The following is a 23,187-nucleotide window of genomic DNA, read 5'->3' as shown; positions in this document are numbered from 1 at the left end:
GCCGCCTTCGGCGTGACCACCTCGTGCGGTGAGCAGGAGGGCGCCGACTGCCCGCACCCGCCGATCGGCCCCGGCGGCCAGGCGGTCGACGATCGCTTCTCCTTCGTCCACCAGCCGCTGACCGGCGACGGCACGATCACCGCGCACGTCGCCGACCTCACCGGCATCATCACCTATCCCCCGCCCGGCCACGACCAGATCGTCGCGGGCCTGGTCCCCTGGGCCAAGGCCGGCCTCATCGTCAAGGACGGCCTGCAACCCGGCGCACCCTACGCATCGGTGCTGGTCACCGGCGCGCACGGTACCCGGATGCAGCACAACTTCACCGAGGACAAGGCCGGCCCGGCGGCGGCACGCTGGCTGCGCCTCTCCCGCTCCGGCGACACCATCAAGGGGTACGCGTCGGCGAACGCCACCGATTGGACCGAGATTCAATCCGTACGCCTCCCCGGGTTGCCGGAAACCGTGCAGGTGGGGCTGTTCGTCGCGTCGCCCAGCAACGTCACGGCGAAGGCCGGCGCGCACGGCGGCAGCATCGTGCAGGCCCGCTTCACCCAGGCCACCGCCGTCTTCGACCAGGTCTCCGCGACCGGCACGTGGACCTACGACAACGTCGGCGACGACCCGGCGATGCAGACCGACTGGGAGCAGTACCACCGGGCCGAGGGCTTCACCGCCGAGGCCGGCCGGTTGACCGTCACCGGCACCGGCGACATCGCGCCGGCCGGTCAGGAGGGTGGGCCGACCATCACGTTCACCCTGGCCGGACTCATCGCCGCGCTGCTGGCGGTCATCGTGGTCGCGGTTCTGTTCATCACCGCCGAATACCGGCGCGGACTCATCCGTACCACCCTGGCGGCCATGCCCCACCGTGGCCGGATGCTGACCGCCAAGGCCGCGGTGATCGGCGCCGCGGTCTTCGTCGCCGGCCTCGCCGCGACCGCGGTCACTCTGCCGCTGTCCGGCCACCTGATGCGGGCCCGCGGCAACTTCCTGCTGCCCGTGCCGACCGGCACGCTCCTGCGGATCATCGTCGGTTGCGCGCTGCTGCTGGCGCTGACGGCCGTCCTCGCGTACGCCATCGGTGCTCTTCTCCGCCGCGGCGTGCCCGCCGTGGCCCTGGCGATCGTCGCCGTGGTCGTGCCCTATCTGCTCGCCACGACGTCGGTGCTGCCGACCGCGGCCGCCCAGTGGCTGCTGCGGGTGACACCGGCCGCCGCGTTCGCGGTGCAGCAGGCGCTGCCCGCCTATCCACAGGTGGCCAAGCCCTACACGCCGACCGATGGCTACTTCCCGCTGCCGGCCTGGGCGGGCCTGCTGGTCCTGGCCGCCTGGGCGGGCGCGATCCTGGCGTTCGCCGTCCTGCGCACCCGGCGGGCCGACGCGTGACGGCCGCCCTGCGGGCCGAGTGGACCAAGCTGCGCACCGTCCCCGTCCACTATCCGGCGCTGATCGTGGTGCTCACCGTGGGTGTCTCGGCTACCGCGGCCGGCTTCGGCGGGGCCGATCCGGTGCAGGTGAGCCTGCTCGGCGTGCAGCTCGGCCAGGCGGTGGTGGCGGCGTGGGCGGTGCAGCTGCTGGCCGGCGAGTTCGGCACCGGCCTGGCCGTGGCCACCTTCACCGCGCTCCCCCGGCGCCTGACCGTCGTCGGCGCCAAGGCCACGCTGCTGCTGGGCGGCGTGCTCGCCACCGCGGTGGTGTCGGTCGGCGCGTCGGTGCTGGCCGGCCGGGCACTGATCGACGACTATCCGGCCCTGACCTCCGGCCCGCTGCTGCGGGCGGCCGGCGGCGCGGTGCTCTACCTGCTGGCGATCGCCCTGCTCGGCCTGGGCGTGGCCGCCCTGCTGCGCAGTGCGGTCGCCGCGACCGGGGTGATGCTCGGCCTGCTCTACCTGGCCCCCGTCATCATCGACTTCTTCCACGACGAGGACTGGCAGCGCGCCATCTACCGGTTCATGCCCAGCACGGCCGGCCTGACCGTGCTGTCCACGGTGGACCTCAACTCCCTCCCGATTCAACCCCTGCCCGGCCTCGGGGTGGCCGCCACCTGGGCTTTCGTCATTTTCGGGATCGGCGCGGCCGTGATCTGTGCACGAGATGTGTAGCCTTTCAGGCTCATGGAAGCCACGTCGTCCTACCGCGAGTCCAATCGCGCCCGCCTCCGGCAGGCGCTGATCCGGGCCGCACGGGACCTGACGGTCGAGCACGGCTGGGAGAGCGTGCGCATGGTCGACGTGGCCACCGCCGTCGGCGTGAGCCGCCAGACGGTCTACAACGAGTTCGACGGCCGGGCCGGCCTCGCGGAGGCCCTGGCGGTCAGCGAGGTGCGGCAGTTCGCCCAGCGGATCCGCACCGAGCTGTTCACCCGGGGCGGCGACATCCGCGCGGCCGGCTACGCCGCGATCGTGCTGACCCTGCAGGAGGCGGCCGGCAACCCGCTGGTGCGCGCGGTCCTGACCAGCACCCGCGGCGGCGCCGACGAACTCCTGCCCTACCTGACCACCCGCTCCGAGATCGTGCTGACCGAGGCCGGCGACGTGCTGCGCGAGTGGGCGGCGGCGTTCCTGCCCGACACGCCTCCCGACACGGTGGCCCTGGCGATCGACGCGGTGATCCGGCTGACCGTGAGCCACATCATCCTGCCCCGCGACACCCCCACCGGCACGGCAACGTCCCTGGCCGAGATCTTCGTCCGCCTCCTGCAGGGGTAACCCGCGATCTTGCGGAGTTTCCGCTCGCTGCCGACACGAATTCAACATTGTCGAGAACGGGTCGCCGCCTGCACGCGGAGACGCACTTCGCGGACGCCAGACCTTGGGGAGTAAGCGTTCGCAGCGAACGGCAACTCGACACTGTCGGGGCTCGGAGTGCCCCTAGAGGCGGCTCGCCGCGTGGACCAGGCCGGCTACAGCTCGGGAGCGGCTGTGCGGGGGCCAGGCGATCACCGTGGTCACCCTGGGGGCGTCGAGCACCGGGACGGTGGCCACGTCGCCGCGCAGTTGGGACCACGCCGACTCCGGGATGATCGCGGTGGCCCGGCCCAGGGCGATCAGCTGGAGGAGCTGGGCGTGGTCGCGGACCTCGGGGCCGGGGCCGGCCGGGTAGCTGCCGTCGGGGCAGGGCCAGCGGGGCAGCGGCAGGTCGGGCAGGCCGGTGATCTCGGCCATGGTCAGCGACGGGCGGATGGTCAGCGGGTGGCCGGCGGGCAGGACCGCCACCTGGCCCTCGGTGGACAGTTCCTCGGTGTCCAGGCCGGCCGTCGAGTCGAACGGGCGGTGCAGCAGGGCCACGTCGGCGCGGCCGTCGCGCAGCTGGCGTTCCTGTTCGGCGATGCCGCACAACTGCACGTCGACCGCTACCGCGCCGGGCTCCGCCGCGTACGCGTCCAGGAGTTTGGCCAGCAGCTCGGCCGACGCGCCGGCCTTGGCCACCAGCACCAGGCCGGGGCGGCCGGTCGCGGCCCGGCGGGTGCGGCGCTCGGCCGCCTCCACCGCGTCCAGCGCCGCCCGGGCCTCGCGCAGCAGCACCGCGCCGGCCTCGGTCAGGCTGACGCTGCGGCTCGTGCGGTCGAGCAGGGAGGCCCCGATGTGCCGTTCGATCTGCTGGATCGCTCGCGACAGTGGCGGCTGCGCGATCCCGAGCCGGCGTGCAGCCCGCCCGAAGTGCAGCTCCTCCGCGACGGCGACGAAGTAGCGCAACTCCCGCGTCTCCATGCCCGCCAAGTTACTCCCCTGCCGATACCGGTGGGGTATTGCCGGCCACCTAAACGGTGTTGGAGTGCCGGGCCGGTCGCGCGAAGGATCAAAGCATGAGCGAACAGAAGATCGTGCTGATCACCGGCGCGAACAAGGGCATCGGGTACGAGATCGCGGCTGGCTTCGGCCGGCTCGGCTGGGCGGTGGGTGTCGGCGCCCGGGACGACCAGCGCCGGGAGACCGCGGTGGCGAAGCTGCGGGCGGCCGGCGCCGACGCGTTCGGGGTGCCGCTGGACGTGACCGCCGACGCGAGCGTGACGGCGGCCGCCCGGCTGATCGAGGAGCGCGCCGGCCGGCTCGACGTGCTGGTCAACAACGCGGGAATCACCGGCGGCATGCCCCAGGCGCCCACCGAGGTCGGCGCGGACACGATCCGGGCGGTGGTGGAGACCAACGTGATCGGCGTGATCCGGGTGACCAACGCGATGCTCCCGCTGCTGCGCCGGTCGGCGGCACCGCGGATCGTGAACATGTCCAGCACCGTGGGCTCGCTGGCCCGGCAGGTCGCCGACACCGGGGACACCGGCCCGATCTCGGCGGCCTACTCCCCGTCGAAGACGTTCCTCAACGCCGTGACGGTGCAGTACGCCAAGGAGCTGAAGAACACCGGCATCCTGATCAACCTGGGCTGCCCGGGTTTCACCGCCACCGACCTCAACGGTCACCGCGGCCACCGCAGTCCGGAGCAGGGCGCCGCGATCGCGATCCACCTGGCCACCCTGCCGGACGACGGCCCGACCGGCGCCTTCTTCGACGACGACGGCCCGATCCCCTGGTAGGCGCCGTACTCAAGCTTCGGTCCGGTCCGGTGCGGCGGTCTGGTATCCCGTCGCCCACAACGGAGGCCTCGGCTCACCGGGCCGGCGATGCTTAGGTAGAGCCTCGATGTGGGCTTCGGTCAGCCGGGCCTCCGCACTGGAGGGGCCGCTTGTTCGCCGCCAGACTGCCAGGATGGTGCGGAGCTCGGCCTCGGCAGCGGCATCGTCGCCCAGCTCCGCGTTCAACCAGGCCAGGTTGCGCCGTGCTCGGAGCGTAGCCGGATGCTCCGGCCCGAGAAGCCGTCGGCGTTGCTCGACGATGAGCGGCAGCTCACGTTGGGCCTCGGCGTAGCGGCCGCGCACCGCGGCGATGGCGGCGAGATCGTGCCGGGTGCGCAACGTGTCGACGTGGTCCGCGCCGACGGTGTCGCGCAGCACATCGAGGACGGCCCGCCAGTGCTCCTCGGCGTCCTCGTACCGGCCCTGGATCGCGGCGACCCAGCCCAGCTCCTGCCTGGTCCGCACGGCATCCGGGTGCTTCGGCCCCCGCTGGGCGGTCCGAGCCTCGTAGACCAGGCGCAGTTCCTGCTCGGCCTCTTCGAACCGACCGGCGGACGCCAGCGCGTGCGCCCGATAGTGGCGGGTCCGAATGGTGTTCCCGTGACCGTCCCCCAGCACTCGGCGCTGGCGGGCGAGGACGTCACGGTACTCCTGTTCGGCCTCGTCGAAGCGGTCCTGGAACGCCAGCACGAACGCGAGATCGCTCTGGCTACGCAGCGCATCCGGGTGCTCGGCACCGAGCCGGTGTCGCTGCAGATCGAGAAGTTCTCGATATCCTGCCTCCGCCTCGGTGTACATACCGCGAAGAGCCTGAAGCCACGCCAGTTCACGCCGGGTCCGGAGGGCATCCGGATGGTCCCGCTTCAATCGCTGCCGCTGCACCGTCAGTACTTCGCGGTACTCCTCGAGTGCCGTCGCGTAATCGCCGAGGTGAGCCACCGCGTCGGCGACATGGCAGCGGGCTACCAGAGCTGCCGGGTCGTCGGCGGTGAGGTTGTGGGCAGCCACCTGGCGGGCCCGCTCGGCCAGCACGTGCGCCGTGAGATAGTCACCGGCCCCGCACAGGCCCCGGCTGACCGTGCACAGCGCCCGGATCAGCAATCGCAGTTCTCGGCGAGAACCGCGATGTCCGGGCGTGACGTCGACGGCTTGTTCGGCGTGCGGCGCAAGCAAGGCCCACCACAGTGATGTGGACGGGTCCTCCGGGTCATACCGCCGGCTCGCCTGTGTCAACAGAGCGGCCACGGTGCCGCGTACCTCGCGCCCAAGCTTCGCGTCGTCCCTGACCATCCGGGCGTTCGTCTCAGCGACCAACGGGTGAGCGACCAGGCACGGCACAGCCGGAGCCGGGCCACTCGCCGGGGTGGTCCGGTCGAGCAGTCCGAAATCGCACAGGTCGCTCAGGACGCGACTGTGGGCCTGCGGGTCATAGACCGGGCGATGCCGGCCGGACGCCCAGGATGGCAGCCATCCGCGGGCGGGGCGACCGAACAGGAGGCTCCGGTCCAGCACCGACTGATCGAGCATCGCGATCGGCACGGGTTCCGGCGCAAGGCCGCCGAACAGCCGCATGATCTTCCGCGCCGCATCATCGCCCTGTTCGGCCAGCAGGTCCAGGGTCAGCTCCCAAGTGCTGACGACCGCCTCCCGCGGTTCCGCCGAGGGCCGGCCCAGCAACGTCGTGAAACGTTCCTCCAGCAGTCGCCGATATTCCGCGAAGGTCGTCACGCCGTCGAGCCGCGCCGCAGTCGAGGAAAGGTATCGACCGGCAGCCCGCAGGGCCAGCGGGAGGCCGCCCAACCGCTCGCCCAGAGCCACGGCGTCGCCGTCTGAGCCGGCCGCGGCGCCCGCCGCATCGAGCAGTACGCGCGCGGACGCATCGGACGAGAGCCGGCCCAGTGGGTGCAGCACCGCCCGGTTTCCCCACACCTCGGCGTTGCCGACCCGGCTGGTGACCAGCACGAGTCCACCGGAGGCCGGCCGCACGACTCCGTTGCCGTGCGACACCTGACCACCGTCCGGGGCCAGCAGTTCCGGACGATCAGCGTTGTCGACCACCAGAAGCCACCGATCGGTGCGGGCCTCGATATGTCGCCAGACGAGGTCGGTCAGACTGCGCACGCCAACCCTCGCCTGTGCAGTCTCCTCCGGGGTGGCAAGTTCTGCGGCCAGGTCAATGAGGCTGCTGACCAGGGATGTCTCATCCCGTGCGCTGATCCACCAGACCAGGGCGCCGGACCGTCGTGCGGCGTCGGCCGTGGACAACGCCACGGTGGTCTTCCCCGAGCCGCCGAGCCCGCACAACACATGCAACTGAGCCTCATGCGCGACACCCGGGTCGAGCACCGCGGAGAGCGTCCGCAGGACCTCGTCGCGACCGTGCATCTTTGCCGGCAGCAGCCCCCACGGTGGAACTACGGAGCGTCGCTGTGGGGTCGGCGCTCCGGCGGGCGGCGCAGCCGGTCCGCCGGCGTCGTCCCTGCTCGCCCGCCATATCTCGTATCCGACGTAGACGCCGATGAGGACGGCAAAGGCGATCGCCAGCGGCCAGCTCCAGCCGGAGGTCAAGAGATTGGTCAGCAGGCCGGCACCGACCGCAAGCAGGGCGGACAGACCCGCCGGCAAGCCCTGTCGGGTCAACCTCGCCACCGCCCGTCCCTTCCCCGGCGCAGGCCGGCTGTCATCCGTCTCCCGCAACGGCATGAACCGTATCCGTCCGCGCTTCCAGGCTCGCAGCACGCCGCCACCCGCGCCACCTCGTTCAGGCGGAGAGGGCGCCGTCCGGGCCGAGGGCGAGGATGACCATCTCGCCGTGGTGGTCGGTGGCGGTCAGGCGGTGGTCGTCGAGGCGGGTGAGGGCGGCGATGCCGTAGCCGAACTCGCCGATCAGCCGGGGACCGGCCGGCATGCCGGTCCAGTCGAGGGTCCAGGAGAACAGGCGGAAGTCGTGCGAGGCGGCCACCACGACCGGGGCCTCCGGCGCGCCGAGCACGGCCACCGCCTTGACCGGTTCGGGGGCGTGCAGGGTGATGCCGAGCTCGATGACCAGATCGTGGTCGGACAGCAGCATCACCCGGACCGAGCGGTGGGCGGCCGACACGATCACCCGGTCGCCGACGGCGGCCACCGCGGTCACCCGGGTGTCGTGTTCCCACAGCGGATGACGTTCGCCGGCCGGGCCGGCGGTCACGATCCGGCCGGTGGCGGCGACCACGCCGCCGCGGAACGGTGCGCTCGGCTCGGCGGGGGCCTGCCCGGGCCCGGCGCCGAGCGGCTGCCCGGTCGACCGGACCAGCAGGTGCGGGCGGCCGCCGAAGGTCGCGGCGGCCACGGTGCCGCCGGCGGCGGCCAACGAACGGGGCCAGAGGCGTACGTCGGTGTGCCGCCACTGTGGACGGCCGGCGATGTCCAGCGCGACCAGCCCGGGATCGTAGGTGCCGGCGATGATGCTGCTGCCGTCGGTGGACCAGGTGACGCCGCGCAGGGGTGTGTCGCCGACCCGGACCGACCGGATCGGCAGCAGCTCGGCGTTGAGCAACTCCAGCGACCCGTCCGCCCCGGCCAGGGCCAGCGTGGCGCCGTCGGGTGACCAGGCGCAGTCCTCGACCGCGGCGGCCGGCAGGTAGGTGATGCGGCCCGGGTCGCGCCACAGGTCACGGACGGCGACCAGATTGTCGGCACCGACGGTGGCGACCAGGCCGTCGACGCTGACCGCCAGGCGTACGCAATCGGTCAGCTCACCCAGGTAGGTCTCGCCGAAGGCGTTCCACACGGCGGCCCGGCTCTCGGCGATCTGGCAGATCAGGTGCTGGCCGTCCGGCATCCACGCGACCGAGGTGACCGCGCCGGGGTGGCCGCCCAGGACCTTCATCTGCGAGGCCGGCCGGTCGTCGACGACCCGCCAGACGGCCGCCGTCCCGTCGGCCGAGCCGGTCGCGAGCAGGTCGGCGGCGGCCGGGTTGAAGGCCACCGACAGCACCGCGGCATGATGGCCGAACTCGGTCACCATGGCCGGGCGGGCCGGATCGGTGGTGTCCCACACGATGACACTGCGGTCGTGGGAGCCACTGGCCAGGCGCCCACCGTCGGCCCGGAAAGCGACACAACTGACCGGGGCGGCGTGGGCCGGCCCACCTGTTCCGACCGTCACCCGGACAATGCTGGACATCAACTCTGCGTGAGTCAATACAGTCGACAGCAGAGATCATTACGTCAAGCGTCAGGAAACCGGCAGAAGCTTCAGCAGGTCCGGTTTCCGGTGCGGGGCGCGGGCCGGCAGCGAGGTGTCGGCGACCGCCCTCTCGATGGCGGCCCGCAGCCGGGCCTGTTCGCCGGCCCGGTCGCGGTACCAGGCGGTTCCCCACACCCGGTGCAGGGTCCAGCCGAGGCCGCCGAGCACCTCGGCGCGCAGCCGGTCGCGGTCCCGGGCCACCGGGCAGGCGTGGTACATCGCCCCGTCGCACTCGACGCCGATCGCGTACACCGCGCCCTCGTGCGCGGGGTGCAGCACGCCCAGGTCGAGCCGGTAGCCGCCGGAGCCGATCCGGCTGTGCACGGTGTAGCCCCACGACTCGACGGCCTCGCGGACGGACGTCTCCAGGGCACCGAGGGACCCGGCCGCGTCGGTCCGGACGATGCCGTCGTGCTCGGCGAAGTCGAGGTACGCGGCCAGGTGCCGGACGCTCTCGTTGGCACTCTCCGGGATGTCCCGCGCCCGGATGGAGGACACGATCTCCACCCGCTGCCGGGCCCGGGTGATCGCCACGTTGAGCCGCCGCCACCCGTTGGGCCGGCTGAGCGCGCCGAAGTTGGTGCTGATCTTCCCCTGCTCGTCGTGCCCGTAGCCGATCGAGAAGATCATCACGTCGCGTTCGTCGCCCTGCACCGATTCGAGGCTCTTCACGAAGAACCCGTTGAGCCGGTCGGTGTCGAGCAGCCGGATCAGCCCAGGGTGCTGCGCGGCCGCCCGGTCCAGGGCGGCCTCGATCGCCTCGGCCTGGGCCACCGAGAACGTGACGACGCCGAGGGACAGGTCGGGCCGGGCGGTCAGCGACGCGACGACCCGCTCGGCGACGATGCCGGCCTCGACCGGGTTGTCGCGGGTGGTGCCGCGCCGGTAAACACCGCCGGCCGGGATCAGGTGCACCCCGGCGTCGGGGCTGTGCTCGTCGGCGGACGGGAAGGTGACCAGCCGGCCGCCGTAGAAGGCCTGGTTGACGAAGGCGATCAGCGCCTCGTGCCGGCTGCGGTAGTGCCAGGCCAGGGGCATGCTCGGGAACGCGCCGCAGGCCTTGGCCAGCTCCAGGATGGACTGGAAGTCGCTGACGTCGCTGTCGTTCACGGTCTCGAAGAACGACGTGGGCGGCAGCTGCTTGTCGTCGCCGGCCGCGACCAGGGCACTCCCCCGGTAGATGCAGTTGATCGCATCGGCCGGCGTGACCTGCGACGCCTCGTCGAAGATCACCACGTCGAAGCCGATGTCCGGCGGCAGATACTGGCTGACCGCGAGGGGCGACATCAAAAAGCAGGGCTTCATGGCCAGCACGGCGGTCCGGGCCCGGTCGATCAGATCCCGTACGGCGAGGTGGCGGGTCTCCTTCATGCCCTCCCGGCGCAGCAGGGCGGTCTCCTCGGCCGGGAGATTCGCCGCCCGGCGCTCGTTGAGCACGGCCGCGATCCGGGCCGGCGCCGACGCGACGAGTTCCCGGTCCAGCGCGCGGAACTCGTCGACGAGGTGGCTGCGTTCCTCGGCCCGGACCGGGCGCAGTCGCTCGTCGCGATGCAGCACGTCGTCGGCCCAGGCCCGCAGCACGGCCCGCTCGAGAACCGGCCGCAGCTGCTCCGGCGGCACCGCGACGTCGGCGCAGTAGGCGACGGCCGCGTCCAGGCCGAACCCGGTGAGCACCTCCCGGGCCGCCACGTGGCTGAACCATTCGTCCTGGCCGGCGGCGTCCTCGCGCAGTTCCCGCAGCAGCGCCGGCCCGCGCTCGTAGTCCTCGAGGGCCTCGACGAGCCCGGCCCGGCGGGCGGCACCGAACGCGGCGACGACCGCGTCCCGGGCCTGCGTCCAGGCGGCAGCCCGGGCGGCGAGTCCGCCGGCCGGGCGAGCGGCGGCGAGGGCGGCGGCCTGCTTGGCGGTCAGCGGCTTCTCGGCGCTGCCGGTGGCGATCTCCCGGGCCTTGGCGGCCCAGTCGATCGCGCTCTCGTCGATGTCGGCGTCGCCGTCCGCGCCGGCCAGCGCATCGGCGACGGCCTGCCGGAGGCCGGCCAGGCGTTCGGCGCCGGCCAGATCGAGGGTACGGCCGGTGGCCTCGTCGTACGCGCCGATCAGTCGCGCCGCCGCGGTCAGCGGGGCGGCGTTGGCCCGCAGCCAGGCGATCGCGTCCCGCACCCCGGCCTGCGCGAGCTCCGGCCGGGCGGCCGCCTCGGGCGCCGGGCGCAGGGTGGACTGCCAGCGGGCGATCGCCGCGTTCACCCCGGCCGCGGCGCGCAGCAGCCCGTCGTCCGGCACCGGCGCGCAGACGTGGTCGATGACCGCCGGCACGGCCTGCGGCGGGGTCCAGCGCAGCAGTTCGGCCGCCACCTGCAGGGCCTCGTTGAGCGCGGTGAAGTCGGTGGTGGCGCCGCGCCAGAACCGGCCGAGCACGGCGGCGTGCTCCTGTTCCAGGGCGGCCAGTTCGCGGCGGGCGGCCCGCCACGCGACGGCGGTGCCGAGGTGGGCGACCGCGTCCGAGGAGGAGATCGACGGCAGGGCGAACGCGGCGACCGACTCGTAGTCGCGCCGGTACGCGCCGAACAGCTTGCGGAACAGCCCGCGGTGCACCCGGGTGAGCCGGTCGGAGAGCTGCTCGACCGGCTGGTCCAGGATCGACTCGTGGAAGTACCGGCGGGCCTGCCCCTCGGCGGCGGTGAGCGCCTCCACGCCCCGGCGCAGCGCGGCCGTCGCGGCGTTCGCCTTGGCCAGCACGCCGGCGCCGAACCAGTACGGCTCCGGGCGGTTGGCCCGGCCGCCCAGTTCGCAGATCGCCACCGCCCGGGCCACGTCGGCGAAACTGCCGGCCGCGGGCAGGGTCAGCGCCGAGGTGATCCGGGTGACGTCGCGCATCCGCTCCTCGAGCAGGGTGGCGTCGTCGTCGAAGCGGCGGGCCAGCCCGGTCGCGGCCTCCGCGGTGAGCGGGCCGGGGTCGACCGCGGCCGGCCGGGTCTCGGCCCGCCGCACCGGCGGCACGTCACCGGGCGCGGGCAGGTCGTCCCAGGCGACGCCGGCCGCCGCCCGGACCGCCTCGCGGGCCTGCCGCACCGTGGCCAGGTGCCGGCCGCGCTCGGTAGCGGCCTTGCGCACCGGGCGCAGGCTGGCCGTGGTGAGCCAGTCGTCGTCCACCCCGGCCGGGCGGCGGGCCGCGTGTTCGGCGAGGGCGGCGAGCGCGGCCGCACCGGACGGCCGGGCCAGGCCGAACGCGGCGGCCAGCGCGGCGTTGCGACCGGCCGCGCCGGACAGCTCGCGCAGCGCGTGTTCGGCCCGCTGCAACCGGCCGTCGAGCGGCTCGGAGTCGGTGACCTCCCGCCAGGCGAAGTCGTCGCCGAGCGCGGCCGGCCGCCACGAGCGGGCCAGCTGCTCGGCGGCCTCGCGCACCTGCCGCAGCGTGTCCGGGGTCAGGGTGACCGGCTCGGGGGCGGGCGCGGCGGGCACCCCGGCCAGTTCGGCGCAGCGGCCGAGGATGTCGTGCAGGCTGGCGCCGAGCGGCTCCCGTACCTCGTTCATCGCCTCGGCGTACGCGGAAAGGGCCTCGCGGGAAGCACGGGCCGCACCGATCCGCCCGGCCGCCGGCGAGGCCGGTGGCTTGTCCACCGCCGCGGCCAGGCCGCGGGCCACCTCCTTGCGGGTCGCCTTGTGGCTGTGCAGTTCGAGCAGGTAGTCATCAAGGCCGGCATCGGCGAGGCGGTTGCGCACCACCTCGAGCGCGGCCACCTTCTCCGAGACGAAGAGCACCCGCTTCCCGGCGTGCAGCAGGCAGCCGATCATGTTGGCGATGGTCTGCGACTTGCCGGTGCCGGGCGGGCCGTCCAGCACGAAGCTGTGCCCGGCGGTGGCCGCCGCGATGCCGGCCCGCTGGGACGCGTCCGCGTCCAGGACCAGCGGCACCTCCTCGGGCGGGGCCAGCCGGTCCACGTCGGCGGCGGCGATCGGCGCGAAGCCCGGCTCGCCGTCGAGCGACGCGAGGCTCCGGATCACCGGGTGAGCGAGGATGCGGTCCTCGTTGTCGTGCAGGTCCCGGTACATGGCCTCCTTGTGGAAGCTGAACGTGGACAGCAGCACGGTCTCGTCGACCCGCCAGCCCTCCCGGCCCGCGGTCGCCGCGCGCACCCGGGTGAGGAACTCGGCCAGGTCCAGATCGGCCAGGGACGCCACGGCCGGCAGCTCGATGCCGACCAGCCGCAGCCGCAGCACCAGCGCCGGGTTGACCACCGGGTCGTCGTCGCGGCCGGTCAGTTTCGGCAGGTCGGCCGGGCCGGCGGCGGTCAGTTCGACCGGCAGCAGCAGGAGCGGACTGCCCAGCGAGGTGCCCTCCTCGTCCCGCCAGTGCAGCATGCCGATGGCCAGGTGCAGCGCGTCGACGCCCCGGTCGAGGAAATCCTGCCGGGCCTTGCGCATGAGCCGGCGCAGCACCGTGCCGAGGGGCTGGGCGCCCAGGCCGGTGCGGAAGAACTCGCCCTCGCCGGCGAACCCGTGCTCGCCGCCGGAGCGCAGCGCGCCCACGATCACCCCCGGTGGTGGTCCGGCGATCTCCACCATGCCCGTCTCGGACCGCCGGAAGTTGATCATCCGGTTGCCGGCGTCGAGGTTCACCAGGCCGTCGCGCCAGGCCCGCAATGCGGCCCTTGTCGACTCGGTGGCAGTTTCGGGCGTCATATACCGATTCCAGCAAGCGCGGAGGTGATTCCGCTGGCGATTCGCGGGAAAGGAGCAAAGTCATGAGTACGCGACGCTGGCTCACCTATGCCGCAACGACCGCCGCCGTGACCGCCACCGCGGTGGCCGGATCCACCCAGGTGAACACCGGGACCCGCTGGTACCGCACCCTCGACAAGCCGGACTGGCAGCCGCCGTCCTGGGCCTTCGGGGCGGTCTGGACACCGCTCTACGCCAGCATCGCGTGGGCCGGCGGGCATGCCGTGCTGCGCACCCGCGGGGCGGCCCGGCGGGAGGTGGCGGCCGCGTTCGGCGCCAACCTGGCCGCCAACGCCGCCTGGAACTGGCTGTTCTTCGGGCGGCGCAGCGTGCTCGGCGGGCTGGCCGGGACCCTCGCGCTGGACGCGAGCAATCTCGACCTCATCCGGCGTACGGCCCGGCACGACCCGGCGGCGGCGCGGGCCCTCGTCCCGTACGCGGCCTGGTGTCTCTTCGCCACCGCGCTGAACGCCTCGATCGCCCGGCGCAACTCTCAGAAGTAGGTGTCCTCGTCGGTCTTGCGGTAGCGAACGCCGCGGCCGGCCCGGGCGAGCTCGACCCAGTCCGGGTGGGCGAGCAGCACCCGGCCCAGCGCGACCAGGTCGTAATCCTGCGTCGCCAGGTCCGCGAGGCGGTCCCGGTCCAGGCCCACCGAGCCGACCGTGATCGTCGGCAGGCCGGTCAGGCGCTTGGCCCAGCCGGCCAGGTTGGCCGGGTCGCCGTCGAACGCGGGCTCCCAGAACCGGCGCTGCGACGCGTGCAGGACGTCGGCGCCGGCCTCGGCGAAACTCGCCAGGATGTCGCCCAGCTCGCCCGGCGTGTCGGCGATCCGGGCCGCGTAATCTCTCTCCTTGAACTGGGAGAAACGGACGATGAGCGGCATCTCCGCCGGGATGTTTTCGCGCACCGCCCGGATTACGTCGGCGGGGAAGGCAGCGCGCTCCTTCGGGCTTCCGCCGTAACGGTCGGTGCGGTGGTTGGTGCGCGGCCAGAGAAACTCGTCCAGCAGGTAACCGTGCGCGGCATGGATCTCCACGGCGTCGAATCCGGCCCGCACGGCCGTGCGCGCGCTTTCGGCGTACGCCCGGAGCAGTTGATCGAAGCCGTTGCCCTTGATGGTGTCCGGGGTCCAGGCGGTCCCGGCCGGCCGGCGCTCGCCGCCTAGGTGCCAGATCTGCGCGGCGATCCGGCCGCCGGCCGCGTGCACCTCGCCGACGACCAGGCGCCAGCCCTCCTCGGCCGGGCCGGGGGTCAGCCGCGGGACGTCGTCCTCGTGGCTCGCCGACGGGTGGCCGATCAGGGCGCCCTCGGTGATGATCAGCCCGATGCCGTGCTCGGCGCGACGACGGTAGTAGGCGGCGTTCTCCGCGGTGGGCACGCCGCCCGGTGATCGCTTGCGGGTCATCGGCGCCATGACGAAGCGGCTGCTCAGGTCCAGTTTGCCGAGGGAGATGGGCCGGGCGAGGGTGTCCAATGCGGTGCTCATGCCGGTACGGTAAAACCTCACACGGATGTGAGCTTCAAGGGGTTTGTGATGCGGATCGGAGATTTGTCGGCGGCGACCGGGGCATCGGCCCGCTCGCTGCGCTACTACGAGGAGCAGGGGCTGCTGGCCTCCACCCGCACACCCGGCGGGCAGCGGATCTACCCCGCCGGAGCGGTCGAGCGGGTGACGCTCATCCAGTCGCTGCTGGCGGCCGGGCTCAACAGCGTCACCATCGCCGACGTGCTGCCCTGCATCAGCGACGCGACGCTGCGCACGCCGTGGCTGGCCGGGCGGTTACGCGGCGAGCTCGACCGCGTCTCGGCCCAGATCGAGAGTCTCAACCGGACGCGGGACATCCTGGCCGGCCTGGTCGATCAATACACCGTCACGCCCGCGTCAGCCTGATCACCGGGATCTCCCGGTCGGTCTTCTGCTGATAGCCGGCGAACTGGCCGGCCGTACTGGTGATCATCTGCCAGGCCGCCGCGTAGTCCTCACCGTGCAGCTGCTCGGCGGTCACCGCCGTCGTCTCCTCGCCGATCTGCACCCGGACCTTGTCCGGATTGGCCTTGAGGTTGTAATACCAGGCCGGGTTGGCCGAGCCGCCACCCGCCGACGCGACGATCAGCCAGCCCGCCGGGTCGGGGAACCAGCGCAGCGGGCTCTGCCGCTCCTCACCGGACTTGCGGCCGACCGTGGTCAGGATCAGCAGAGCGCCGGGCTTACGCCGGATCTTGCCCATGGTCAGCTTGTTGGCCAGCTTCAACAACAGCCCGCCGGGCTGCCGGGCGCCACGGGTCCCGTTGCGGGAATCGAAGGTCATGTAGCGACTTTCCCAGAAGTCCGGCGGAAATTCTTCCCGGTTCAGGTCGTCGTCGGTCCACAAGGGTGAGGGCGGAGCCTAGTCAGCGTCCGCACCCAGGGCGCGCAGCGCTCGCAGGGTGTTCCAGCGGCTCGGGCGGCCCTCCTCCTCCATCCGGAAGTGGACCTTGCCGGGGTGGGTGTGTTCGAGCAGCCAGGTGCCGTCGGGCTGCCGCTTGTCGCGCAGGAGCTGCCGGGCCTCGTCCAGCCGTGGGTCGTCGCGGCCGGCGAAGTATTCGAGGGCGCGCAGCACGTCGTAATGCCAGCGCACCGGGAACGACAGCCTCAGGTAGCCGGGGCTGACCACCTCGCCGGTGGACAGCCGGCGCAGCAGGCGGCGGTCGAGAAGATATTCCTCGCCACGCCGACGGGCGGCGGTCAGCGATGGGGTCGCGCCGTGCTTTTTCTCGTACGCCCTCAGGCCCTCCAGGACGTTGATCGTGGTGTCGAACGAGGAGCGGGTCGAACCGGACTCGGCGTAGCAGTTCCAGCCGCCGTCGTCGAGTTGCTCGGACAGCAGGCGGGTGATGATCGGGGTGACGTCGCGGTCGAAGTAGACGCCGAGGGCGACGACCCGGCCGTTGATGCACGGCTCGGTCTCGCCGGTGAAGAACGGCTGGTTGTCGTTCTCCCAGCGGCATTCGGTGGCGATCCGGTCGACCAGCCCGGCCGGAAGCTGCGCACCCATCTGCATCAGGAGAGTGAGGGTGGGCTCGGTGGCGGTCCACGGCTGCGGTTCCGTCTCCCGGTCCCAGCCCTCCCGGGGAGTGTGCGCGCCACCCGTCCAGTCCTGCGCGGCCAGCAGGCGCGCGCCCCACCCGGTGGTGGTCACCCGGGCCCGCACGGCCGGGTCGCCGAGCACCTGCCAGCGGATGGCCGGGTCGCCCCCGAGGAGCCAGTCCTGCACGGTCATCGAGTCAGGTTAACCGTCCGGCCGACCGTTTTCGTGGTTGCGGTTGGCTATCGTGTGGTCACTGTGAACTCGTCCGACATCGATATTCGTGTCATCGCGCCCGGGCTTGACGCCGACGCGGTCGCTGAGTTGGGCCAGGGGCTTCGGTCCGAGCTGCTCGACCTCGACGTCGAGGACGTGCGGGCCGCCGACGCCGGGGCCGCGCCCGACGGGGCCAAGTCGGCCGAGGCGATTGCCTGGGGTGCCATGGTGGTGGCGCTCGCGCCGCAGGTCGCGCAGGGGGTCATGGCCGTTGTCGGGTCGTGGCTGAGCCGGCAGCCCTCCGACGTGGAGGTCGAGATCGACGGGCAGCGGTTCAAGGGGAGGTTGACCAAGGACCAGCAGGCCCAGCTTTTCGGCGCCTACCTGCGGCGCATCGAATCGCCTTGACCCGCCATGCGCTGATCATCGCGACGTCGCTGTACGACGATCCGGCGTTCGCGGGGTTGCGCGCGCCCGCCAAGGACGCGGTCGAGATGGCCGATGTGCTGGGCGATCCGGGGATCGGAGGGTTCACGACGGTCACCGTGCAGGACGGGTCGGAGGCGCGGGTGCGCCGGGAGATCGACGCGTTCCTCGACGACCGCCGGCCCGACGACCAGGTCTTGGTCTATCTGTCCTGCCATGGGCTGCGCGACGAGTGGGGCGCGCTGCATTTCGCCGCCACCGACACCGTCAAGAAGCGGCCCAGCTCCACCGCGATAGCGTCGTCGTGGCTCCGGGAACGCATGGAGAAATGCCGGGCCAGCCAGCAGATCCTCATTCTCGACTGCTGTTTCAGCGGCGCTTTCGCCCGGACCAAAGGTGACACCGACGTGGGCGTCACCTCGCTGCTCGCCGGGCGCGGCTGGGTGGTCATGACGGCTTCCGGCTCCGCCGAATATTCGTACGAGGGTGAGCCGTTGCCGGGCGCCGACTCGACCCGTTCCGTCTTCACCGCGGCCCTGGTGGACGGTCTGCGCAGTGGTGAGGCCGACCGGCACGGACGCGGTTACATCACCGTCGACGACGCTTATCAGTACGCCTACCGGCGCATCCGCACGCTCGGCACGGCGCAGACACCCCAGTTGAACGTCACCCAGGGCCAGGGCGAGATCATGCTCGCCCGCAGCCGGTCCGGGCCGGTGACGGCGGCCGAGCTTCCGGCGACGGTGCTCACGGCGTACGCAAGCAAGGACCGTGATGTGCGCCGGGCCGCCATCGCCGCGATGAGCGAATGGATCGACTCGCCGGATCCGGGCCGGCGGCTTGCCGCCGAGACCGCGATCCGGCGCCTGCTGCCGGCGGCCGAGCCACCGCCTGCGTCCGCACCCCCGCTGGCCGGCCTGGCGCCGTCGGAGGCGGAGCCGGTCCTCGCCGCGGCCGAACCGGCCGATGCGGCCGCGATGCTGGGTGACCTGGATCCGCGGCGGGAGTACGCGCGGATCGCCTCGCTCTCGCCGGCCGAGGCCGCACCGATCCTCGCGGCGATGGACCCGGAGGCGGTGATCGCCCTGTTCACGATGCACGGCATGGCACCGCGGCGGGTGGCGGCGATCCTGAACGCGATGCCGGCGGACCGGGCTCCGACCCTGGTCGCCCTGCTGAACATCATGTCCCCGTCGACGGCCGGCGATATGGCCGCGTGGTTGAGCCCTCGGCTGACCGCCGCCCCCGATTTCGAACAGGCCCTCGGCGCCGTTCTCCCGGCGCCCGACTACCTGGCCGGGCACGTCGATCCCGGCACGATGTTGCAGGCGTTCCAGCGCAGATCCCGGGAGTGCCACCGCACCGGACAGCCGGTGCCGAACGTCTTCCACGCCCAGTTCGCCGAGGCCGAGTACGACCACCTCGCGCCGATCGGCAACACCCTGGCCGGAGTGCTCGCCGACTTCCAGGCCGAGTTCACCAGGGCGGAGGGATACGAGGTCGCCGGCGACATCACGGTGGAGCTGTCCGGGACCGCCGACCTGCTGGGCACCCAGTTCCGAGTGTCCACGTCCTCCCGGGCGGCCACCTCGGCCCGGTTGACCTCACCGCAGGGCCTGCTGTTCCCCGTCCCGATCGGCACCACCGTCCTCGGCAGCGGCCCCGACGCCCACCTGCGCCTGGACGGCGTGCGGATCGCGCCGATCCAGGCCCGCATCGAGTACGACGGTGGGAGCGCCCGGCTGACCAACGTGGCTCCCGCGCACCGCCAGATCACCGTGAACAGCAGCCCGGTGGCATCGGCCGACCTGCACAACTACGACCTGATCCGGATCGGCCCGCACACGCTGCACTACCGCGACGACTGAACGTCCCGAACCGCGGCCTCGGCGTCCAGGAACCGGCCGATCGGCTTGTCCGGCTCGGTGATCACCGGCCGCCCGGTGTCGTGCAGGATCTTCCGGATCCGGGCGTGCGTCAGGCCCGGATCGGCGTTCAACATCAGTGCCGCCACGGCCCCGACCTTGGGGGTCGCCCCGGAGGTCCCGCCGAACCCGTTGGTGTACGCGAAGTCGCTCCCGTTGCTGCACGTCAGGTCGTGCTCGCCCGAGCCCGGCGCGCAGACACCGATCCGGCCGCGATGGCGTGGCGGATCGCCGCGTTGAGGGCCGGCATCGCCTCCGAGTTCCACCCGCTGTTCTGCACCTCGACCAGCACGACCTTGCGCCGGCCGCCGCTGCTCGTGGTGCGCACCCAGTCCACGCCGTTGGCCCACGCGTTCCCGGGCAGTTCCGGCCCCCGCCCGTCGTTGGCCTGAACCACCCACAGCGCCGCGCCGAACGCCATCCCGACCATGCCCAGGTCGTTGGCGCTCGCCCCGGCGAGACCCAGCACACCGGTGCCGTGATCCCAGTCCTTGCCGCAGGCCACATCGGTCCCGCCGTCGAAGCTGTTGACCACGCGGTCCGGCTCGATCGCACCGGCCAGGTCGAGGTGGGTGATCCGGCAACCGAAATCCACATCGGCCACGACCACCCCGTCACCGGAGGCGCGCGTGATCGTCGCGCAGGAGGACGTCGGCGCTGACCCGCTTGCGCGCCTGCGTGCGATTACCCTCGGCGAGATGCTCGCGCCAGGCAGCGGGATCGCGCTCGAACAGCGGCACCTCAGACGTCACCGGTCTTGCGTATCACGTCCTGCGCCATCGATGGCCTGGCGATGGACGCGGCGAGGCGATTGACTCGGCGCAGGGCTCGGGGCGGGTGCCGAGTGGGCAACGACGGCTGAACGGCCGCCATTGCCAGCTTCTCCGCCCGCCTCGACGCCCAGCCGAAACGGTCAGCGCTTGCAGCGTGGGGCCAGGTGGGACAGGACTCGGGTCCACATCGGGGTGAGCAGGTCGTGGTCGCCGGCCGGGTTCATCTCCAGGCGGGCGTTCGGCAGGTGCCTCTGCCACCAGGTTCCGTGGCGGGAGCCGGTTCGCGGCTCCTTGGCGCCGAACAGCAGCAGGGCCTTGGCGGTCATCTCGGACAGGTCGAACGCCGGGTCGCCGTCAGGAATCGGGGTCGATACCAGGGCGACGCGGTCGACCGCGCCGGGATGCCGGGCGGCGAAGGCCAGGTCGTCCAGACCCGCGTCCGACCAGCCCACCACCCCGACCGGGCCGGCTCGGTCCCACCCGGCGCCGGTGCCGTCGCCGGCCAGGAGCGTGACCCCGCGGGCTCAGGTCTGCGCGGGCCCGGGATCCTCGCCCGAGCCGAACAGGACCACCGCCCGATCTGCCGTTCCCTCCGCCAGAAGCCGCATCGGCGCAGATTACTCGCCGACCGGGCCGCCGGAGAGCTCCGCGACGATGTCCAGGTGGCCGACGTGCCTCGCGGCTGTCGCCCCACGGTGCAGGGGTCGGGTTGCCCTCGAACCCCCAGGAGATCCAGCGCAGTTCCACGTACCGCAGATGTTTCAGCAGTTCGAGCGGCGTCCAGCCGGACGGGAGACGGCTGCTGTGCTGCGCGGATGCCGGCGGGCCGGACACCTTGGCCAGGGCGGTCTCGCGGAAGTAGTCCAGATAGCCGAGGAAGACTTCGGCGCGGCCGGCGGCCGGGATCGTCGGAGAGGGGAAAGTCATTCCGGCATTGTGCGGGGACCGGCGGGGCGGCGGGGCATCAGCAGCAGGGCGGCGAGGCCCAGGGTGCAGCAGGCGATGATGTACCAGCTGATGCCGGTGCTGGAACCGGTCTCCTGCAGGATCTTGGTAGCGATCAGCGGGGCGGGGCCGCCGGCGATGACCGAGGCCAGTTGGTAGCCGAGCCCGGCGCCGGAGTAGCGCAGGTTGGTGCCGAAGCCCTCGGCGATCAGGGCGGCCTGCGGGCCGTACTGCATGTCGTGGACGATCAGCGAGACCACGACGGCGATCAGGATCAGCGCCGATTCCTTGGTGTTGAGCAGGCCGAAATACGGGAAGGCGAACGCCCCGGTCAGCACGATCCCGGTGCCGTACACCCGCCGGCGGCCGAAGCGGTCGGAGAGGTGGCCGAACAGCGGCACGCTGATCAGGCCGATGGTGGCGGCGATCAGGATGTTGTCGAGCAGGCTGTCCCGGGTCAGGCCGAGCTGTTTCGTGCCGTAGGTCAGCACGAAGCTGGTGAACAGGTAGAACGGCGCCTGCTCGCCGAGCCGCACGAACGCCGAGCTGAGCACGGTGCGCCACTCGGTGCGGATGACCTCGAACAGCGGCCGGCGCACGACCTCGCCGGCGGAGACCACCGAGGCGAACTCGGGGCTCTCCACGACCCGCAACCGAACATAGAGACCGACCCCGATGAGTACGACGCTGAGCAGGAACGGGATGCGCCAGCCCCACGACTCGAAGCTCGCACCGGTCCAGTCGCTGGTCAGGCGCACGACCCCGGTGGAGAGGACCAATCCGAGGGGTACGCCGAGCTGCGGCCAGCTGGCCATCAGGCCACGCCGCTCCCGGGTTCCCCATTCCATCGACATCAGCACCGAGCCGCCCCACTCGCCGCCGACTCCGATGCCCTGGCCGATGCGCAGCAGGGTGAGCAGGATCGGCGCCGCGTAGCCGATCGACGCGTAGGTCGGCAGCACCCCGATCAGCGCGGTGGCGATGCCCATCAGCAGCAGCGTCGCGATCAGCGTGGCCTTGCGGCCGATCCGGTCGCCGTAGTGGCCGAAGATCGCGGCGCCGACCGGCCGGGCCGCGAAGCCGACGAACTGGGTGCCGAACGACAGCAGGATCCCGGTGTAGGCGGCCTGCCCGGGGAAGAACAGGGCCGGAAAGATCAGCGACGCGGCCGTGTTGTAGAGGAAGAAGTCGTACCACTCGATGGTGGTGCCCACCGTGCTGGCGACGACGGCCCGGCGGCGCTGGATATCGACATCCATGACTTCAAGTCTTCACCGACTTGGTGAATCGCGCACGGTAGGTGGACGCACTCAACCCGTAGTGCGATTTGAAGCGGCGGGCGAAGTAGTTCTGGTCGGGCCAGCCGACCGATTCGCCGATCCGGTTGATCGGCTGGTCGGTGTGCAGGAGGCGGGTGGCGGCGAGCTCGACGCGGTGCCGGGACAGGTACGCCATCGGCGGCAACCCGGTCGCGCCCTTGAACAGCCGCACCAGATAGCCCGGGGCGACGTGCAGCTCGGCCGCCAGCTCGGTGAGCGTCCACTGGTAGGCGGGCCGCTCCTCCATCATCCGCATCGCCTCGAGCACGGCCTGGTGGGTGGCGCCGGGCGACACCGAGATCAGGGCGCGGGCGAGGCCGGCCAGGAACAGCGTGAGCCGGCCGACGAGGTCGCCGCGATGGGTGGCGACCGGCGCCCCGCGCAGGTCGTGCAGCGCCTCCAGGTGGGTGAGGCAGGCCGCGAACGCGTCTCCGGAGAGGTGCCCGGTGAGGATGCCGCGGCGCTGTTCGGCGTACGGCCCGGTCCACAGCAGGTGCCCGAGCTGCGGGTCCTCGCGGGTCCAGGCCAGCTCGTTGCGCAGCAGCTCGGGCGAGAAGCAACAGTTGTAAAGATCGAGCGCCCGGCAGTCCTCGTAGCCGTGCCAGACGCCGGGCCGCAGGATCAGCACGTCCCCGACCTTCAGCACCTGACGGCCGGCCAGACTCCGTTGCGCGCCCGACCCACCCATCACCACGGCGATCTCCACGAAGCTGTGCGTGTGGATCGGATGGGTGTCTTCGTGCAGGTAGTGGCCCGCGAACGCCAGTGACCCGTCGATGAAATGGAGCAGCGTGCGGGTGTTCTCGACGGGGAACTCGTCCATGCCTCACCGTACGGCCAAGGTGAATTTCGTGCTAGGTCCGGTGAACCTCGGGCTATTTAGTGGCGTGGGCCACACCGCAGGATCGGGTGCAGGCGAAACGTCTTCGCCATCCAGCCGAAACATTGTGACCCCGCAACCTCGCAACTGTTCTTGAATCGTTTCACCTCGATGG

At 72.1% G+C, this 23,187-nt stretch carries 22 protein-coding genes; 8 read left to right on the top strand and 14 right to left on the bottom strand.

The features are described 5' to 3' along the window. The 3 genes from Ato02nite_RS38745 to Ato02nite_RS38735 form a co-directional block, all read left to right on the top strand. Positions 1-1,389 (top strand): DUF1349 domain-containing protein (locus Ato02nite_RS38745; protein ID WP_213011668.1); only part of this gene is annotated, 1,389 nt, incomplete at its 5' end. Then, the gene (locus Ato02nite_RS38740) at positions 1,386-2,105 is read left to right on the top strand and encodes an ABC transporter permease (RefSeq protein ID WP_213011667.1); all 720 of its coding nucleotides are present in this window, start codon (positions 1,386-1,388) and stop codon (positions 2,103-2,105) included. The genes Ato02nite_RS38745 and Ato02nite_RS38740, both read left to right, overlap by 4 nt. Positions 2,106-2,117: 12 nt before the next feature. Beyond that, a complete protein-coding gene (locus tag Ato02nite_RS38735; protein ID WP_213011666.1) occupies positions 2,118-2,711 on the top strand; it encodes a TetR/AcrR family transcriptional regulator in 594 nt (197 codons plus the stop codon). 162 nt (positions 2,712-2,873) lie between these two features. On the opposite strand, the gene Ato02nite_RS38730 is transcribed toward Ato02nite_RS38735, so the two are convergent. Further along, a complete protein-coding gene (locus Ato02nite_RS38730; RefSeq protein WP_213011665.1) occupies positions 2,874-3,713 on the bottom strand; it encodes a LysR family transcriptional regulator in 840 nt (279 codons plus the stop codon). 95 nt (positions 3,714-3,808) lie between these two features. Between Ato02nite_RS38730 and Ato02nite_RS38725 the strand changes: the two genes are divergently transcribed. Then, positions 3,809-4,534 (top strand): SDR family oxidoreductase, encoded by a 726-nt coding sequence (locus tag Ato02nite_RS38725; RefSeq protein ID WP_213011664.1) that lies wholly within the window; start codon positions 3,809-3,811, stop codon positions 4,532-4,534. Between the two features lie 9 nt (positions 4,535-4,543). Here the strand turns inward: Ato02nite_RS38725 and fxsT are convergent, their stop codons facing one another. The 3 genes from fxsT to Ato02nite_RS38710 form a co-directional block, all read right to left on the bottom strand. Further along, a complete protein-coding gene (fxsT, locus tag Ato02nite_RS38720; protein WP_213011663.1) occupies positions 4,544-7,276 on the bottom strand; it encodes an FxSxx-COOH system tetratricopeptide repeat protein in 2,733 nt (910 codons plus the stop codon). A gap of 58 nt (positions 7,277-7,334) precedes the next feature. Then, positions 7,335-8,723: a WD40 repeat domain-containing protein gene (locus tag Ato02nite_RS38715; RefSeq protein ID WP_213011662.1), complete on the bottom strand. Its 1,389-nt coding sequence runs from the start codon at positions 8,721-8,723 to the stop codon at positions 7,335-7,337. Positions 8,724-8,792: 69 nt separating this feature from the next. Further along, positions 8,793-13,484 carry a PDDEXK-like endonuclease domain-containing protein gene (locus Ato02nite_RS38710; RefSeq protein WP_213011661.1) on the bottom strand — a complete coding sequence of 1,564 codons (4,692 nt, stop codon included), beginning with the start codon at positions 13,482-13,484 and terminating at the stop codon, positions 8,793-8,795. A 62-nt stretch (positions 13,485-13,546) separates the two neighbouring features. Here Ato02nite_RS38710 and Ato02nite_RS38705 point away from each other — a divergent pair, with 62 nt between their 5' ends. Continuing rightward, the gene (locus tag Ato02nite_RS38705; RefSeq protein ID WP_213011660.1) at positions 13,547-14,026 is read left to right on the top strand and encodes a TspO/MBR family protein; all 480 of its coding nucleotides are present in this window, start codon (positions 13,547-13,549) and stop codon (positions 14,024-14,026) included. On the opposite strand, the gene Ato02nite_RS38700 is transcribed toward Ato02nite_RS38705, so the two are convergent. Further along, positions 14,017-15,009, bottom strand: a complete 993-nt coding sequence (locus Ato02nite_RS38700; protein ID WP_213011659.1) for an oxidoreductase — start codon at positions 15,007-15,009, stop codon at positions 14,017-14,019. The two genes, Ato02nite_RS38705 and Ato02nite_RS38700, sit on opposite strands and share 10 nt — an antisense overlap. A gap of 48 nt (positions 15,010-15,057) precedes the next feature. Between Ato02nite_RS38700 and Ato02nite_RS38695 the strand changes: the two genes are divergently transcribed. Beyond that, entirely contained in the window at positions 15,058-15,414 is a 357-nt protein-coding gene (locus Ato02nite_RS38695) for a MerR family transcriptional regulator (RefSeq protein WP_213011658.1), read from the top strand. On the opposite strand, the gene Ato02nite_RS38690 is transcribed toward Ato02nite_RS38695, so the two are convergent. Continuing rightward, positions 15,395-15,832 (bottom strand): nitroreductase family deazaflavin-dependent oxidoreductase, encoded by a 438-nt coding sequence (locus Ato02nite_RS38690; RefSeq protein ID WP_246607949.1) that lies wholly within the window; start codon positions 15,830-15,832, stop codon positions 15,395-15,397. The genes Ato02nite_RS38695 and Ato02nite_RS38690 overlap by 20 nt on opposite strands. A gap of 78 nt (positions 15,833-15,910) precedes the next feature. Further along, complete coding sequence (locus Ato02nite_RS38685) at positions 15,911-16,783, bottom strand: hypothetical protein (RefSeq protein ID WP_213011657.1); 873 nt, start codon at positions 16,781-16,783, stop codon at positions 15,911-15,913. A 63-nt stretch (positions 16,784-16,846) separates the two neighbouring features. Between Ato02nite_RS38685 and Ato02nite_RS38680 the strand changes: the two genes are divergently transcribed. After that, positions 16,847-17,212 carry a hypothetical protein gene (locus Ato02nite_RS38680; protein WP_213011656.1) on the top strand — a complete coding sequence of 122 codons (366 nt, stop codon included), beginning with the start codon at positions 16,847-16,849 and terminating at the stop codon, positions 17,210-17,212. Beyond that, on the top strand, positions 17,209-19,098 hold the full coding sequence (locus Ato02nite_RS38675; protein ID WP_213011655.1) for a caspase, EACC1-associated type: 1,890 nt from the start codon (positions 17,209-17,211) through the stop codon (positions 19,096-19,098). Before Ato02nite_RS38680 ends, Ato02nite_RS38675 begins: the two co-directional genes overlap by 4 nt. On the opposite strand, the gene Ato02nite_RS52135 is transcribed toward Ato02nite_RS38675, so the two are convergent. The 7 genes from Ato02nite_RS52135 to Ato02nite_RS38645 all read right to left on the bottom strand — a co-directional run bounded on the left by Ato02nite_RS52135 (position 19,083) and on the right by Ato02nite_RS38645 (position 23,015). After that, on the bottom strand, positions 19,083-19,421 hold the full coding sequence (locus tag Ato02nite_RS52135) for a S8 family serine peptidase (RefSeq protein WP_246607948.1): 339 nt from the start codon (positions 19,419-19,421) through the stop codon (positions 19,083-19,085). The two genes, Ato02nite_RS38675 and Ato02nite_RS52135, sit on opposite strands and share 16 nt — an antisense overlap. After that, on the bottom strand, positions 19,322-19,759 hold the full coding sequence (locus Ato02nite_RS52130) for a S8 family serine peptidase (protein ID WP_246607947.1): 438 nt from the start codon (positions 19,757-19,759) through the stop codon (positions 19,322-19,324). The genes Ato02nite_RS52135 and Ato02nite_RS52130 overlap by 100 nt, the downstream gene beginning before the upstream one ends. A 10-nt stretch (positions 19,760-19,769) precedes the next feature. Further along, on the bottom strand, positions 19,770-19,907 hold the full coding sequence (locus Ato02nite_RS38665; RefSeq protein ID WP_246607946.1) for a hypothetical protein: 138 nt from the start codon (positions 19,905-19,907) through the stop codon (positions 19,770-19,772). A 161-nt stretch (positions 19,908-20,068) separates the two neighbouring features. Continuing rightward, positions 20,069-20,380, bottom strand: a complete 312-nt coding sequence (locus tag Ato02nite_RS38660) for an alpha/beta fold hydrolase (RefSeq protein WP_213011679.1) — start codon at positions 20,378-20,380, stop codon at positions 20,069-20,071. Further along, positions 20,283-20,855 (bottom strand): mycothiol transferase, encoded by a 573-nt coding sequence (locus Ato02nite_RS38655; protein WP_213011653.1) that lies wholly within the window; start codon positions 20,853-20,855, stop codon positions 20,283-20,285. Before Ato02nite_RS38655 ends, Ato02nite_RS38660 begins: the two co-directional genes overlap by 98 nt. After that, the gene (locus tag Ato02nite_RS38650; RefSeq protein ID WP_213011652.1) at positions 20,852-22,132 is read right to left on the bottom strand and encodes an MFS transporter; all 1,281 of its coding nucleotides are present in this window, start codon (positions 22,130-22,132) and stop codon (positions 20,852-20,854) included. Before Ato02nite_RS38650 ends, Ato02nite_RS38655 begins: the two co-directional genes overlap by 4 nt. Positions 22,133-22,136: 4 nt before the next feature. Next, positions 22,137-23,015, bottom strand: a complete 879-nt coding sequence (locus tag Ato02nite_RS38645; RefSeq protein ID WP_213011651.1) for an AraC family transcriptional regulator — start codon at positions 23,013-23,015, stop codon at positions 22,137-22,139. Positions 23,016-23,187 lie beyond the last annotated feature (172 nt).

Source organism: Paractinoplanes toevensis, assembly GCF_018332695.1.
Classification (GTDB): Bacteria; Actinomycetota; Actinomycetes; order Mycobacteriales; family Micromonosporaceae; genus Actinoplanes; species Actinoplanes toevensis.
The sequence above is the reverse complement of the archived record's forward strand: the minus strand, read 5'-3'. Positions and strand labels throughout refer to the sequence as shown.